At 67.8% G+C, this 14196-nt stretch carries 15 protein-coding genes; 7 read left to right on the top strand and 8 right to left on the bottom strand.

The genetic code is table 11. The annotated features are described in order from the left end of the window. The 6 genes from FHR72_RS19450 to iolC all read right to left on the bottom strand — a co-directional run. Positions 1-303: aldehyde dehydrogenase family protein (locus FHR72_RS19450; protein WP_183471122.1), on the bottom strand; the 303-nt coding region annotated here is incomplete at its 3' end. Positions 304-337: 34 nt separating this feature from the next. Next, positions 338-1354, bottom strand: a complete 1017-nt coding sequence (locus tag FHR72_RS19445) for a Gfo/Idh/MocA family protein (RefSeq protein ID WP_183471120.1) — start codon at positions 1352-1354, stop codon at positions 338-340. Between the two features lie 9 nt (positions 1355-1363). Then, positions 1364-3313: a 3D-(3,5/4)-trihydroxycyclohexane-1,2-dione acylhydrolase (decyclizing) gene (iolD, locus tag FHR72_RS19440; RefSeq protein ID WP_183471118.1), complete on the bottom strand. Its 1950-nt coding sequence runs from the start codon at positions 3311-3313 to the stop codon at positions 1364-1366. Between the two features lie 3 nt (positions 3314-3316). Continuing rightward, the gene (gene iolB, locus FHR72_RS19435) at positions 3317-4192 is read right to left on the bottom strand and encodes a 5-deoxy-glucuronate isomerase (protein ID WP_183471116.1); all 876 of its coding nucleotides are present in this window, start codon (positions 4190-4192) and stop codon (positions 3317-3319) included. Further along, positions 4189-5073, bottom strand: coding sequence for a Cgl0159 family (beta/alpha)8-fold protein (locus tag FHR72_RS19430; protein ID WP_183471114.1), 885 nt, complete (start codon positions 5071-5073; stop codon positions 4189-4191). Before FHR72_RS19430 ends, iolB begins: the two co-directional genes overlap by 4 nt. Beyond that, the gene (gene iolC, locus FHR72_RS19425) at positions 5066-6064 is read right to left on the bottom strand and encodes a 5-dehydro-2-deoxygluconokinase (RefSeq protein WP_183471112.1); all 999 of its coding nucleotides are present in this window, start codon (positions 6062-6064) and stop codon (positions 5066-5068) included. Before iolC ends, FHR72_RS19430 begins: the two co-directional genes overlap by 8 nt. Positions 6065-6220: 156 nt before the next feature. On the opposite strand from iolC, the gene FHR72_RS19420 reads away from it, so the two are divergent. Further along, positions 6221-6952: a GntR family transcriptional regulator gene (locus FHR72_RS19420; protein ID WP_183471110.1), complete on the top strand. Its 732-nt coding sequence runs from the start codon at positions 6221-6223 to the stop codon at positions 6950-6952. Between the two features lie 34 nt (positions 6953-6986). On the opposite strand, the gene FHR72_RS19415 is transcribed toward FHR72_RS19420, so the two are convergent. Both FHR72_RS19415 and FHR72_RS19410 read right to left on the bottom strand, forming a co-directional pair. Further along, positions 6987-7775: a TIM barrel protein gene (locus FHR72_RS19415; protein ID WP_183471108.1), complete on the bottom strand. Its 789-nt coding sequence runs from the start codon at positions 7773-7775 to the stop codon at positions 6987-6989. Continuing rightward, the gene (locus tag FHR72_RS19410) at positions 7772-8743 is read right to left on the bottom strand and encodes a Gfo/Idh/MocA family oxidoreductase (RefSeq protein ID WP_183471106.1); all 972 of its coding nucleotides are present in this window, start codon (positions 8741-8743) and stop codon (positions 7772-7774) included. The genes FHR72_RS19415 and FHR72_RS19410 overlap by 4 nt, the downstream gene beginning before the upstream one ends. Positions 8744-8844: 101 nt before the next feature. Between FHR72_RS19410 and FHR72_RS19405 the strand changes: the two genes are divergently transcribed. The 6 genes from FHR72_RS19405 to FHR72_RS19380 all read left to right on the top strand — a co-directional run bounded on the left by FHR72_RS19405 (position 8845) and on the right by FHR72_RS19380 (position 13830). Beyond that, positions 8845-9840, top strand: coding sequence for a LacI family DNA-binding transcriptional regulator (locus FHR72_RS19405; protein WP_183471104.1), 996 nt, complete (start codon positions 8845-8847; stop codon positions 9838-9840). Positions 9841-10005: 165 nt separating this feature from the next. After that, positions 10006-10998, top strand: a complete 993-nt coding sequence (locus FHR72_RS19400; protein WP_183471102.1) for a substrate-binding domain-containing protein — start codon at positions 10006-10008, stop codon at positions 10996-10998. Positions 10999-11015: 17 nt separating this feature from the next. After that, complete coding sequence (locus FHR72_RS19395) at positions 11016-12074, top strand: ABC transporter permease (protein WP_183471100.1); 1059 nt, start codon at positions 11016-11018, stop codon at positions 12072-12074. A 4-nt stretch (positions 12075-12078) separates the two neighbouring features. Continuing rightward, on the top strand, positions 12079-12903 hold the full coding sequence (locus FHR72_RS19390) for an ATP-binding cassette domain-containing protein (RefSeq protein ID WP_183471098.1): 825 nt from the start codon (positions 12079-12081) through the stop codon (positions 12901-12903). A gap of 174 nt (positions 12904-13077) precedes the next feature. After that, complete coding sequence (locus tag FHR72_RS19385; protein ID WP_183471096.1) at positions 13078-13551, top strand: SRPBCC family protein; 474 nt, start codon at positions 13078-13080, stop codon at positions 13549-13551. 138 nt (positions 13552-13689) lie between these two features. Then, positions 13690-13830 carry a hypothetical protein gene (locus tag FHR72_RS19380; protein WP_183471094.1) on the top strand — a complete coding sequence of 47 codons (141 nt, stop codon included), beginning with the start codon at positions 13690-13692 and terminating at the stop codon, positions 13828-13830. Positions 13831-14196: the final 366 nt, after the last annotated feature.

The following is a 14196-nucleotide window of genomic DNA, read 5'->3' as shown; positions in this document are numbered from 1 at the left end:
ACCCAGGGCATCAGAGACGACCTTGCCGTGCTCGGCGGTGATGATCTCAGCCAGCTCGCCTTTGCGTTCGTTGAGCAACTCGCGGAAAGCGAACAAGATCTGGGTCCGCTTGGCCAGGCTGGTGTCCCGCCAGGCCGGGAACGCCGCGGCCGCGGCATCGATGACCACCCGGGCATCCTCGACACTGGCCAACGCGACCTGACCGGTCGTCTGACCCGTCGCCGGATTCGTCACCGGCGCCGTCACCGCCGAACTACCCGCAAAAACAGCATTATCAACCCAATGCGAAATCGTGCTCGTCATTTCTTGTCTTCCTCTTGTCGCTGATGGTTGTGGTTCAGGGCCGGTCTGCGAGCTGCACGTCCACGGGCAGCCCGGTTTCCAGCGATTCGACGCCGGCGGCGCACACGGCCGCGGCTGCGTAGCCGTCCCACGCGGACGGCCCGTCGATGTAGGTCCCCGTCGTGGCGGCGGTCCGCACCGCATCGACCCAGCGCTGGATCTCGGTGTCGTAGGCGCGGCCGAACCGCTCGCGGAACCCGGGGGTGATCTGGCCGCCCCAGGTTCCGGGTGCCGCCTTGCGGATCATCCCGACGTCGAGCCCGATCATCGCGCTGCCTCGTTCGGCCACCACTTCGGTGCGCACCTCGTACGCGACGCCGGTGGTGACGAACAGCTCGACGTCGACGTGGCGCCCGGAGACGGTCCTCAGGATGGCGATCTGCGGATCGATGACACCCTGTGGCGCACCGGGATTCGACGAGGGCTTGACGATCTGCACGCTCGCGATCTCCTCCTCGAAGAGGTAGCGCGTTACGTCGACCTCGTGCACGAGCGAGTCCTTGACGATCAGCGAGCTGTCGAAGTACGACGGCACGCTCGGGTTGCGGTGCACGCAGTGCATCACCAGCGGGTTGCCGAGTTCGCCGCCGTCGAGGAGCGCCTTCAACCGCATGTACTCGTCGTCGAAGCGGCGCATGAAGCCGACCTGGATCAGCGGGCGTCCGAGTTCTGCTTCGCGCCGAACGATCTCCAGCGACGTCGACACATCGGTGGTGAGCGGTTTCTCGCAGAGGACGGGCTTGCCGTGTTCCAGGCAGGCCAGCAGTTGCTTCTCGTGCGCGGCGCCCGGGGTGGCCAGCACCACGGCGTCGACGTCGGTATCCGCGAGGGCATCAAGGGGATCGGCCACCGCACGGCAACCGTCGATCTGCGACGCGATCGGGTCGGCCTTCTCGGTGACGTAGTCGTTGACCACCGACACCCGTGCTCCCGAGATGCGTGAGGTGATCCGGGCGACGTGGTCGGCGCCCATCACACCGACCCCGAGGACGGCGATTCTCAGATCAGACATCGGCACACCTCATCGATCCGACGGATTGATCAGCGGGCGTTGGACTTTCTTCCAGTCGGCGTAGCGCTGATAGGCCTGCTGCGTGGACTCCAGCGTGGACACCTCGCTGACGGGTACGTCCCACCACGAGTGGCTGTCGGGCGCATAGATCAGCGGATCGGTCTCGACGTAGATGACCGTGGTGCGGTCGGCGGCCTTGGCGACCTTGACCGCGTCGGCGAACTCCGCGGCCGTGCCCACCTTGATGACGTCGGCGCCGAGGCTGGCGGCGTTGGCCGCCAGGTCGACCGGAAGGTGGCCCCCGTCGAGCCGTCCGGCCTCGCTGCGGTACTGGTAGGACGTGCCGAAGCGTTGCGATCCCAGCGATTCGGACAATCCGCCGATGGACGCGAAGCCGTGGTTCTGCACCAGGACGGGGATGACCTTCACGCCCTCCTGCACCGCGGTGACGAGTTCGGTGGCCATCATCAGGTAGGAACCGTCGCCGACCATGATGAACACGTCGCGATCGGGGGCGGCCATCCGCACACCGATGCCGCCGGCGATCTCGTAGCCCATGCAGGAGAACCCGTACTCCACGTGATAGCCCTTGCGGTCGCGCAGCCGCCACAGCTTGTGCAGGTCGCCGGGCATCGAACCGGCGGCACACACGACGACGTCCCGCGCGTCCGACAGCGTGTTCACCAGCCCGATCACCTGGTTCTGGTTCAGTGCCACGCCGTCCTCGGTGCGGTACACCTCATCGACGGTGTCGTTCCACTCGGCCATCAGTTCACGCACACGCGTGGCGTATTCGTCGCTGACGGCGTAGTCGCCCAGCAGCTCGACGAGTGCCTCGAGTGCCTCGCGGGCGTCCGACACCACGCTGATGCCGCCCTGCTTCACCGCGTCGAGCGACGCGACGTTGATGTTGACGAATCGGACGTCGGGGTTGTTGAAGGCCGTACGGGACGCGGACGTGAAATCGCTGTAGCGGGTGCCGATTCCGATGACGACGTCGGCCTCGCTGGCCAGCGCGTTCGCCGCCGTCGTCCCGGTGGAGCCCACGGCACCGACCGAGCGTGGATCCTCGTGCAGCAGCGACCCTTTACCGGCCTGGCTCTCGCACACCGGGATTCCGGTGTGCGCCACCAGCGCGGCCAGAGCTTCGGTGGCGCCGGAGTAGATCACACCGCCGCCCGCGACGATCAGCGGCTTGGTCGCCGAACGGATGACCTCGGCGGCCTTGGCGATGACCGAACGCTCGGGCATCGGCCGGGCGATGTGCCAGGTCCGTTCGGCGAACAGCGACACCGGCCAATCGAACGATTCAGCCTGGACGTCCTGCGGCAGAGCGATTGTCGCCGCGCCCGTCTCCACCGGATCGGTGAGCACGCGCATGGCGCCCAGGAGTGCCGCGGGCAGCTGCTCGGGCCGCCAGACGCGGTCGAAATAGCGCGACAGCGGCTTGAACGCGTCGTTGACGGTGACATCGCCGCTGGAGGGCAGCTCGAGTTCCTGCAGCACCGGTGAACTGACCCGGGTGGCGAACGTGTCGGCGGGAAGCAGCAGTACCGGCAGCCGGTTGATCGTCGCCAGCGCGGCCCCGGTCAGCATGTTGGTCGAGCCGGGCCCGACACTGGCGGTGACGGCCCACGCCTGGGTCCGGTCCTTCTGGCGGGCGTACGCCACCGCGGTGTGCACCATGGCCTGCTCGTTGCGGCCCAGAACGTACTTCAGGCCCGGCTCCACGCCGGCCTCGAAGGCTTCGACCTCGTCCTGCAGCAGCGCCTGACCCACGCCCGCGACATTGCCGTGGCCGAAGATGCCGAAGCAGCCGGCGAAGAACTTGTGCCGGTCGCCGTCATGCTCGACGTACTGGTTGGCCAGGAAGCGCACGGTGGCCTGGGCGACGGTGAGTCGCACGGTCTCTTCGTCGTCGACGAGCTTGTCGGTCGACTTCGGCGCGGTGGAAACCACGGGTCATTCCCCTTTTCGCGAAGACGGAGTGAAAGGCAGGCGCGGGTCGATCTCCTGGTGCTCCCAGCTGCCCCGCAGCCAGGTGTGGGCGGGATCGTCGCAGATGAGCCAGGCGCGGGTGGGGCCCGAACCGGCCATCACGTTCAGGTAGTACATGTGGTGACCCGGCGCCGCGATGGACGGGCCGTGGTAACCGTGCGGGACGAGCACCACGTCGCCGGTGCGCACCTCTTCGAGGACCTCGATCGGCCGCTCGGGCGTTCCGTACACCCGGTGGTAGCCGAATCCCGGTGTGCCGGCTGGGCTGTCGTCGATCTCGAAGTAGTAGATCTCCTCCAGCTGCGTCTCGACCTCGGTGTTCTCGTCGTGCTTGTGTGCCGGATAGCTCGACCAGTTGCCGCCGGGGGTGATCACCTCGCACGCGATCAGCGAGTCGGCCTCGAACGCCGTCGCGGTGCCGAAGTTGTGGACCTGGCGGCTGCAGTTCCCCGCGCCGCGCAGTTCGACCGCGACGTCCGCGGCGGCCACCCGCCGGTTCGGGAACGAGTTCGCCGCCCGGGCGCCGCAGATCGCGATGCGTCCGTGACCGGAGAGGGTGTAGGTCTGTCCGACACCCAGGTACACCATGTCGGCCGGGCCGTCGAACACCGAAGCACGCGGGGACAGGTCGAAGCTCTGCTCACCGCACACGACGGTCCCACCGCCGGACAGCGGCAGGATCATCACCTCGGTGTCGTTCGTCTGCAGCGACACGGTGCCTTCGGTCTCGAGATCGACCACGTGCAGCGATGATTCGGCCCAGCCGGCGTCCTCGGGGGTGACGGCGACCGTGAACGGGGCCGACGCGCTGCGGGCGGGGATATAGAGTTTCGAGTTCATCGGACCATCGCCACCGCGGTCGCGACGGCCGCACTGACGTCGTCATCGGGCGGGTACAGCAGCGTCCGCCCGACGATCAGGCCGCGCACCGACGGCAGCGACAGTGCCTTCTCCCAGCTGGCGAACGCCTCCTGCGGGTCGGCCGGATCCCCACCGAGCAGCAGGGTCGGCATCGTGGTGGACTCCATGACGCGGTCCATCTCATCGACGACCGGAAGCTTCATCCAGGTATAGGCCGACGTGGCGCCGAGCCCCTGACCGATGTGCACCGACTTGATCACGGCATCGGGGGAGAGGTCGTTTCTGACCTTTCCGTTCACCCGCGACGACATGAACGGCTCCAGCATGGCGATCAGGCCGTGGGCGGCCAGTTCGTCGACAGCCTGCGCGCAGGCCGTCATCGTGGCGACCGTGCCCGGATCGTCGAGATCGATGCGGCACAACATCTTTCCGCCGTTCATCTTCGCCGCGGCGGTGGACGCCGCGGTGGCGCCGGTCATGCGGTCGTCGAGTTCGAACGTCGATCCCGCGAGGCCGCCGCGGTTGAAGGACGAGAACACGACCTTGTCCTCCAGGGCGCCGAGGAGCACCAGGTCGTCGAGGATGTCGGCCGTGGCCAGCACCCCGTCCACACCGGGGTCGGCCAGGGCTGCGCGCAACCGGTCCAGCAGGTCGGTCCGGCTGTTCATCGCCGTGGGCCGTGAGCCGACCGCGAGCGCGCCACGCGCGGGGTGGTCGGCGGCGACGATCATCAGTCTTCCGTTGCCGCGCAGGGTCGATCGGGTCCGGCGCTCCTGCCAGGCGCGTCCGACGGCGGCGGGGTCATGGGCCCGCACGTCGGTGATCTCGGCGTAGTCGCGGCACCGCGGTGTCTCAGACATTGACGGCCTCCACTGCGGTCTGTTCGGCCAGTTCGGCGACCTCGGCGGCGGTCGGCATGGCGGTCGAGCATTCGAGCCGGCCGGCCACGATGGCGCCGGCGGCGTTGGCGTAGCGCAACGTCTTCTCCAGGGACCAGCCGTTGAGCAGTCCGTGGCATAGGCTCCCGCCGAATGCGTCGCCGGCGCCCAGCCCGTTGATCACGTCGACGTCGTTCGGTGGAACGGTGACCGACGAATGGCGTGTCTTGCCGAGGACGCCGCGCGGCCCCTGCTTGACGATGGCCAGTTCGACGCCCAGGTCGAGCAGGGCGTCGGCGGCCCTGTGCGGGTTGGATTCGCCGACGGCGATCTGGCACTCCTCGCGGTTGCCGACGGCGACGGTGACGTGCGCCAGCGCCTTCTGCACCTGTTCGGTCGCCGCGCCCGGCGTGGCCCAGAACATGGGCCGGTAGTCGAGGTCGAGCACCGTCAGGGGCCGGCGGGCCGGATCATCCCCCGTCGCCGCTCTCGCCCCCCGGGCCTCCCATGCCGCGAAATGCGCACTGCGGCTGGGCTCTTCGGACAACCCGGTGACGGTCGACCAGTACAACCGAGCAGACCGCACCGCTTCGGTGTCGATCTCGTCGGCACGGATCTGTAGGTCCGGGGCGCTGGGCTTGCGGTAGAAGTACAGCGGGAAATCGTCGGGCGGGAAGATCTCGCAGAACGTCACCGGCGTCGGAAACTCGCCGTGGGTCGCCACGTAGCGGTTGTCGACGTCCAGGCGCGCCAGCTCGGCGCGGACGTACCGGCCGAACGGGTCGTCGCCGACACCGGAGATCAGTGCCGAGCGGTTCCCGAGTCGCGCCGCGGCGACCGCGACGTTGGCGGCGCTGCCGCCGAGGAACTTCCCGAACGACTCGACCTCTTCGAGGCCGACGCCGATCTGCAGCGGGTACACGTCGACGCCGCAGCGTCCGATCGCAAGGACGTCATGGGGCTGATTGATCATCAAAGTCACTCCGACGGATAGGTGTGGGTGGCTGAGTAAGACTGTGCCCCGGCTCACGGCGCCCTGTCAATACTTTGTCCTGACATTCTATCTTTATCTCAATCGGTGTTAGGATTCAGCTACTGTTGACCCGCCCCTCACGAGATCGGAGCCGAAGTGCCCCTGACAGTGGAGCTCGACAGGTCAAGCCCGGTTCCCCTCTACTACCAGCTCGCTCAGGCCATCGAGGCCGCCATCCGAGATGGCGAACTCGCGCCCGGCGACCGGTTCGAGAACGAACTCGCCCTGGCCAAGCGGCTGACGTTGTCACGGCCGACGACCCGGCGGGCGATCCAGGAGCTCGTCGACAAGGGTCTGCTCGTGCGCAAGCGGGGGGTCGGCACGCAGGTCGTCCAGAACCCGGTGCACCGCCGCGTCGAATTGACCAGTCTCTTCGACGATCTCGCCCGCGCCGGGCAGGAGCCCACCACGCGGTTGCTCAAGTACCACGTCGGCCCGCCCGACGAAGAGGTCGCCCGCGAACTGAACCTCGCCGAGGGGCGTGAGGTCGCGTCCATCCACCGGCTGCGCTGCGCCAACGGCGAACCGCTCGCGCTGATGATCAACCATCTGCCCGCCGACATCGCCCCCGACGCTGAGGAACTCGAGAGCAACGGCCTGTACCAGTCCCTGCGCGCGCGGGGTGTGCACATCCGGCTCGCCCGTCAGCGGATCGGCGCACGCAGCGCCACGCGGGCCGAGGCTCAGCTGCTCGACGAGAAACCCAACGCGCCGCTTCTGACCATGGCGCGCACCGCCTTCGACGATTCGGGTACCGCTGTCGAGTTCGGCAACCACGGTTACCGCGCGTCGCGCTACTACTTCGACACCACGCTCGTCGACCGCTGACCCCGTCCCGCGGCGAGGGCGGCGGCACCGCCCGTCAGGCGGGCGCGAACGCAGCCCCGAACGCGGCCAGTGCCGCCTCGCTCCCGGCGGTACCCGCGCCCGCTGCCCATGCTTCGAGGCCGATCGTCCCGGTGTAGCCGATGTCCCGCAGTGCCGTCGCGACGGCGGGGTAGTTGATCTCGCCGGTCCCCGGCTCGCAGCGGCCCGGAACGTCGGCCACCTGGATCTCGCCGATGGCATCGCCGCAGCGCCGGACCAGCTCGATCAGGTTCCCTTCGCCGATCTGGGCGTGGTAGAGGTCGAGCATCATCCTGACGTTCGGGTGGCCGACGCCCTCGACGAGTGCGAGGGTGTCCTTCGCTCGCGCCAGTGGCACACCCGGATGGTCGACGAGGGTGTTGAGGTTCTCGACGCAGAACGTCACACCCGCCGCCGCACCCAGCTCGCCGATCCGCCCGAGCGTGCGCATCGCGGTCACCCACATCGCGCCGGAGCTGCGCTGCCGCGGGCGGGCCGCCTGCCCGTCGACGAGTTCGGCGGTATGCAGGTTCAGCCGGGTGACCCCCAGCGTCTGCGCCGCCGCGATGCTGAGCTCGGCTGTCCGCACCACGTCGTCACAGGTCGACGGGTCGATCAGATCGCCGTGCAGATACCCCGTCATCGACGTGAAGGTCGCACCTGTGGCCGCCAGTGCCGGCAGGTCCTTGTCGTGCCAGCTCCAGATCTCCGCGGCGAAACCGAGCTCGTGGATGCGCGTGACACGGTCCACGAGCGGGAGGTCGCGAAAGACCATCTCCGCGCACACCGCCAGCTGAAAGCTCACCGCAGCACTCCGCTCAGGGTCACCGGAGCCCGGCGTTCCACGGATTCGCGTGCCGCCAGGGCGATTTCGAGCGCCACTCGTGCATCCTCGCCGGTCACCGACGGAGCGATTCCGGTCTGGACGCAGTCCACGAAGTGCGCGAACTGCGCCACGTACGCGTCATGGAACAGCTCGACGTTGCTACGCCCCGCCTGCTCGGGGGCGCGGCCCGCCTGCAGGATCCCGCCGGAGCCGAAGATCTCGCCGCGGACGTCGTACCCGTAGACAGCCTGGAAGCTTGCCTCGGCGGTCGCGAATGCGCCGTTGTCGAATCGCAGCTGGACGACCGAGGTGTCGAGGAACCCCTGATCGGCGAACTGGGGATGGATCAGCGCGTCGGCCTGCGCGTACACCTCGGTGACGCGGGCGCCGGGGTTGAGCCAGCACAGGGTGTCGAAGTCATGGATCAGCGTCTCGTTGAAGATCGTCCAGGGCTTCACCCGGGCGGCCACCTCGGCGGCGATCCCGGGGTCGCGGGTCAGCGATCGCAGCATCTGCGGGGTGCCGACGGCCCCGCGGGTGACACCGTCGTGGGCGTCGGCGAAGTCGCCGGCGAAGCGGCGGTTGAAACCCACCTGCAGCGCGACGCCGGCGTCGCGCGCCGCACCGATCGCACGGTCGGCGTCCTCCAGTGTCAACGCCATCGGCTTCTCACAGAAGATGTGCTTGCCGGCTTGCGCTGCCGCGACCACCAGGTCGGCATGGGTGGCCGCCGGAGAGCAGATCGCCACCGCCGCCACCGCGGGGTCGTCGATCAGCGCGAGCGGGTCCTGATAGCTGCGCGGCGCCGAAAGCCGTTCTGCAGCACCGGGTACAGGGTCGGCGACGGCAACGAGCCGGGTGGCCGGCAGTCGGTGGGCCAGGGTTTCGGCATGGAAGCTGCCGATCCAGCCGGCGCCGATGAGCCCGACGGGCAGCGGGGATGACATCAGAGGACTCCAACGGAACTGGGAACTAGAACGTTCTAGTACGTTAGGGGTTGCGGGGCGTTGCCGTCAATCGCGTGTCTAGAACGTTCTAGGCTGTGCGGATGCAACGCAGACCGACGCTTGCCGATGTGGCCGATCGGGCCGGCGTGTCCCGTGCTCTGGTGTCGATCGTCATGCGAGACGTTGCGGGGGCCAGCGACAGTACCCGCGAGCGTGTGCGGCGCGCGGCCGAGGAGATCGGGTACAGCCCGGACCCCCGGGCTCGCCGGTTGCGCCAGCACCGCACCAAGCTGGTGGGGATGACGTTCGCCGCGGCGCAGGAATTCCATGCCGACCTCGTCGACGGGGTGTACGTCGCGGCCGAAAAGCTCGGCTACGACGTCGTTCTCAGCGCGGTGACGCCGCACCGCGACGAGCCGCGGGCCCTGCGCACGCTGCTCGACGACCGGTGTGAGGGCCTGGTGCTGATCGGGTCGCAGCTGCCGGCGCGCCGGCTCGCGGAACTCGCGGAGCGCGTGCCCGTCGTGGTCGTGACCCGCCGCGTGCGCGGGGTGGACGCGGTGCGCAGCGACGACGTGGCCGGAGCGGTCACGGGGGTGGAACACCTGCTCGAACTGGGGCATCGGCGCATCCACTACCTGGACGGGGGGCGGGCGCCGGGCGCAGCGGAGAGGCTGCGGGGTTACCGGCGCGCGGTCGCCGCGGCGCAGGTGTCGGAGCTGATCAGCCCCGGCGGGCTGACCGAGCGGGAAGGGGCTGCCGCCGCGGCCGAGATGCTCGACCGCGGCGACCTTCCCGAAGCGGTCTTCGCCTTCAACGATCGCTGCGCCCTCGGGGTGATGGACGTGTTGATCCGCGCAGGAGTTCAGGTACCGCAACAGGTTTCGGTTCTCGGATTCGATGACAGCCCGCTCGCCGGCCTGGCGCACATCGCGCTGACCACGCTTCGCCAGGACTCCGCGGGGTTGGCGGCGGCGGCGATGGAACGCCTCGTGGACCGGCTGGACGGCACCGGCGGAGCGGCCGCCGGTGCGGTCGACATCGTTCGGGTGCCGACTCTCGTGGTGCGGTCCTCCACTGCGCCCCGGTCCGCCTGAACAGCGAGAATGCTGGGCCTAAATGACTTGCAGTCCTAATGTCAGGACAAACTCTTGACTTTCGCGTGTGAGCCGTATTACATCACCTGTGAGGCGTGTCGCCCGGCACAAGTCCGACGGGGCCGATGAGGGCGGCGCCGACAGTCTCGGAGACAAGGAGAACCAATGACGTTCAAGCGGCTCGCGGCGCTCGCAGGAGTGGGCGTTATGGCCCTGGGGATCGCATCGTGCTCGTCCACCGGCGGCGCACCCGAGCAGTCCGGCGAGGGTGGGGGCGGGGGCGGCACCGTCGACACCCCCCGTCTGACGGTCGCCATGATCACCCACGAGGTACCGGGTGACTCGTTCTGGGACCTGATCCGCAAGGGCGCGGAGGCCGCGGCGAAGAAGGACAACATCGAGCTGCGCTATTCCAACGACCCCGAGGCGCCCAACCAGGCCAACCTGGTGCAGAGCGCGATCGACAGCAACGTCGACGGAATCGCGGTCACGCTGGCCAAGCCCGATGCCATGGCCCCGGCCGTCAAAGCGGCCGAAGCCGCCGGAATCCCGGTGGTGGCCTTCAACTCCGGATACGACAACTGGAAGGCCATGGGCGTCCAGGAGTACTTCGGCCAGGACGAGAAGCTGGCCGGTATCTCCGCCGGTGAACGCCTGACCGCCGATGGCGCCAAGAAGGTGCTCTGCGTGATCCAGGAGCAGGGGCAGGTCGCCCTCGAATCCCGTTGCGCCGGCGTCACCCAGGGCTTCCAAGGCCCCACCGAGCTGCTCAACGTCAACAGCAAGGACATGCCGTCGGTGGAGTCGACCATCACCGCCAAGCTCCAGCAGGACCCGTCGATCGACACCGTCGTCGCCCTGGGCGCCCCGATCGCCCTCACCGCGGTGCAGTCCAAGAGCAATGCGGGCAGCAACGCCAACATCGTCACCTTCGACACCAACGCCGCGCTCGTCGACGCGATCCAGAGCGGCGACGTCCTGTGGGCGGTCGACCAGCAGCCCTATCTGCAGGGCTACCTGGCCATCGATTCGCTCTGGCTGTTCCTCAACAACAAGAACCTCATCGGTGGCGGCCAGGCCACGCTGACCGGCCCGTCCTTCATCGACAAGTCCAACATCGACGCCGTGGCCGAACTGGCCAAGGCCGGAACGCGATAGCGAGCCCGGAGAAGACAATGACGACACAAGAAGCTCTCGACGTCGGCGGCCACACGATGGTGCGCGACGAGCGGGTGAAGGAACGGAACCGGCTGCAGCGCATCCTGATCCGCCCCGAGATGGGTGCGGGGATCGGCGCGATCGGCATCTTCGTGTTCTTCCTCGTCGTGGCGGGGCCGTTCCGCGAGGCCGCCTCGCTGGCGACCGTTCTCTACGCCAGCTCCACGATCGGCATCATGGCCTGCGGGGTCGCGGTGCTGATGATCGGCGGGGAGTTCGATCTGTCGGCCGGTGTGGCAGTGACCTTCAGCTCCCTGGCCGCATCGATGCTGTCGTACAACCTGCACCTGAATCTGTGGGTGGGGGCGCTGCTTTCGCTGATCCTCGCGCTGGCCGTCGGGTTCTTCAACGGCTTTTTGGTAATGCGCACCAAGATTCCGAGCTTCTTGATCACGCTCAGCACGTTCTTCATGCTCGCGGGCATCAACCTCGCGGTCACCAAGCTGGTCGCCGGCCAGGTGGCCACCCAGAGCGTGAGCGACATGGCCGGCTGGGATTCGGCCCAGAAAGTGTTCGCATCGTCGTTCACCCTCTTCGGGGTCAGCATCCGTATCACGGTGGTGTGGTGGCTGGTGTTCACCGCGATCGCCACGTGGGTGCTGTTCAAGACCAAGATCGGGAACTGGATCTTCGCCGTCGGCGGTGAGGCCGACAGCGCGCGGGCCGTCGGCGTGCCCGTCACCAAGGTGAAGATCGGGCTGTTCATGTTCGTCGGTTTCTGCGCCTGGTTCGTCGGGATGCATCTTCTGTTCGCGTTCAACACGGTGCAGTCCGGCCAGGGCATCGGCAACGAGTTCTTCTACATCATCGCCGCCGTCATCGGAGGATGCCTGCTCACGGGCGGGTACGGCACCGCCATCGGCGCCGCGATCGGTGCGTTCATCTTCGGTATGACCAACCAGGGCATCGTGTACGCGGGCTGGGACCCGGACTGGTTCAAGTTCTTCCTGGGCGCGATGCTCCTGTTCGCGGTGATCGCCAACAACGCCTTCCGTAACTACGCAGCGAAGAAGTGATCCGATGACCATCTCCATGGAAAAGCCGAACAGCGACGCGCCCTCCGGGGGACGGGTGCCGCTGGTCGAGCTGAAGAACGTCGGCAAGACCTACGGCAACATCACCGCCCTCAAGGACATCTGCCTTCGCGTGCACGCCGGTGAGGTCACGGGCATCCTGGGCGACAACGGCGCCGGCAAGTCGACACTGATCAAGATCATCGCGGGTCTGCACCAGCAGTCCGAAGGAGAGCTTCTGGTCGACGGTGAGCCCACGAAGTTCGCCTCACCCGCCGACGCGCTGGGCAAGGGCATCGCCACGGTGTACCAGAACCTGGCGGTCGTCTCACTGATGCCGGTGTGGCGCAACTTCTTTCTCGGCCAAGAGGTGCGCAAGAAGTCGTTCCCGTTCTCGCTGGACGCCAACGCCATGCGGGCCACCACGCTGACCGAGCTCGCGAAGATGGGCATCGATCTGCCCGACGTCGACGCTCCGATCGGTTCGCTGTCCGGTGGGCAGCGCCAGTGCGTGGCGATCGCGCGGGCGGTGTTCTTCGGGGCGCGGGTGCTGATCCTCGATGAGCCCACCGCGGCGCTGGGTGTCAAGCAGTCCGGTGTGGTCCTGAAATACATCACCGCGGCCAAGGAGGCCGGCTTCGGCGTCGTGTTCATCACCCACAACCCGCACCACGCGCACATGGTCGGCGACCACTTCGTGCTGCTGAACCGCGGTAGGCAGAAGCTCGACTGCACCTACAACGACATCACCCTGGAGCACCTGACCCAGGAGATGGCCGGCGGCGACGAGCTCGAAGCGCTCACCCACGAACTGCGGGCCGCCAAGAACTGAGCCCTGCGCCGAACTGAGGTTCCCGGTCGTGATGTCGCGTGCGACCACGACCGGGAACCTCAGTTCGGCGGCGGCGGCGGCGGCAGCGGCGGCGGTGGCTGCCGGCGGCGGTGGTGTGCGGTCAGCCCGCCGTCGCTCCGATTGATGCGGTCGCCCGCCGGGTAACAACGGTCCATGACCATCTCCACCATCAAGACAGAAGACGCAGGCCCGAAGGCCGTCAGCCGCAGCGTCCAGGTCTCCGCGCCGATCGCGACCCTGTTCGACCTGATCGCCGACCCGCATCGTCACCCCGAGATCGACGGGTCCGGAACCGTCCGGGACGTCGAGGTCAAAGGGCCGCACCGCTTGAGTGCCGGGGACAAGTTCACCGTCGGGATGACCCAGTACGGCCTGCCCTACAAGATCACCTCCAAAGCGACCACGGTCGAGGAGAACAAGGTCGTCGAGTGGGAACACCCCCTCGGTCACCGCTGGCGCTGGGAACTCGCCGAGGTCGGCCCCGGTGCGACGAAGGTCACCGAGACATTCGACTACTCGACGGCCAAAGTGCCCTTCGTCATCGATCTGCTGGGCATGCAGAAGAAGAACGCCGACGGCATCGAGTCGACGCTGTTGGCGCTGGCCAGCAAGTTCGACGTCCACTGACGCCTCGCGGCGGGCCGGCGACCCTGCCGACACCGGGTCGCCTTCCCGCGTCGCGCAACGGAACGTTCACCGTCTCGACACGGTGTCAGTACCGTCGTCGCGCGGTCCGCGGTCCAGACGCCCGGCACAATGGGGCTCATGGACAGTGACCGCGTACTGAGGGCCCATTCGCCCGTGTGGCGTGATCCGCTGTCGGCGGGATGGCGCGCGCACCGCGGACTGCTGCTGCTGCGCCTGCGCTGGCACGAACGACGTGACGCCGGCTCCGGTCGCCGCTGACACACTCGGCGACACGCCGACCGGGGCCGAAATGTCCGGCCGTGTCACCCCCTTGCCCGATCTCCGTCCGAGGGACACAAACACCGCGCCGCCACGGATCGCCGCCCGTTGCCGGGCCCTGACGCTTCCTCGATCTTGAAAACCGACCATTTGATCTTGAATCCGGCCTGAGCTCCGGGTGCGCGTCGATCACCTGCGGCATCGCCACGTCTCGGTGCCTGCGATGTCATGACAAACATCGGAACGTCCGTGCCATAATCTGGCCGCCCAGGTACCTGTCTTGAGTTTGCTGTCATTGGCGCGTCGTCACTCGGCGTATCCGGCGTTGCGGAATGCGTTCGCTCCGCGCGATTTGCTGACCTGCGC

This window comes from Mycolicibacterium iranicum (assembly GCF_014190915.1).
GTDB classification, from domain to species: Bacteria; Actinomycetota; Actinomycetes; order Mycobacteriales; family Mycobacteriaceae; genus Mycobacterium; species Mycobacterium iranicum_B.
The sequence above is the reverse complement of the archived record's forward strand: the minus strand, read 5'-3'. Positions and strand labels throughout refer to the sequence as shown.

What these genes read in the sequence shown, in the direction of transcription:
- FHR72_RS19445 (WP_183471120.1), bottom strand. Translation starts at nt 1,354, where the DNA reads ATGTCTGATCTGAGAATCGCCGTCCTCGGGGTCGGTGTGATGGGCGCC.
- iolB (WP_183471116.1), bottom strand. Translation starts at nt 4,192, where the DNA reads ATGAACTCGAAACTCTATATCCCCGCCCGCAGCGCGTCGGCCCCGTTC.
- FHR72_RS19430 (WP_183471114.1), bottom strand. Translation starts at nt 5,073, where the DNA reads ATGTCTGAGACACCGCGGTGCCGCGACTACGCCGAGATCACCGACGTG.
- iolC (WP_183471112.1), bottom strand. Translation starts at nt 6,064, where the DNA reads ATGATCAATCAGCCCCATGACGTCCTTGCGATCGGACGCTGCGGCGTC.
- FHR72_RS19410 (WP_183471106.1), bottom strand. Translation starts at nt 8,743, where the DNA reads ATGTCATCCCCGCTGCCCGTCGGGCTCATCGGCGCCGGCTGGATCGGC.
- FHR72_RS19405 (WP_183471104.1), top strand. Translation starts at nt 8,845, where the DNA reads ATGCAACGCAGACCGACGCTTGCCGATGTGGCCGATCGGGCCGGCGTG.
- FHR72_RS19400 (WP_183471102.1), top strand. Translation starts at nt 10,006, where the DNA reads ATGACGTTCAAGCGGCTCGCGGCGCTCGCAGGAGTGGGCGTTATGGCC.
- FHR72_RS19395 (WP_183471100.1), top strand. Translation starts at nt 11,016, where the DNA reads ATGACGACACAAGAAGCTCTCGACGTCGGCGGCCACACGATGGTGCGC.
- FHR72_RS19390 (WP_183471098.1), top strand. Translation starts at nt 12,079, where the DNA reads ATGACCATCTCCATGGAAAAGCCGAACAGCGACGCGCCCTCCGGGGGA.
- FHR72_RS19385 (WP_183471096.1), top strand. Translation starts at nt 13,078, where the DNA reads ATGACCATCTCCACCATCAAGACAGAAGACGCAGGCCCGAAGGCCGTC.
- FHR72_RS19380 (WP_183471094.1), top strand. Translation starts at nt 13,690, where the DNA reads ATGGACAGTGACCGCGTACTGAGGGCCCATTCGCCCGTGTGGCGTGAT.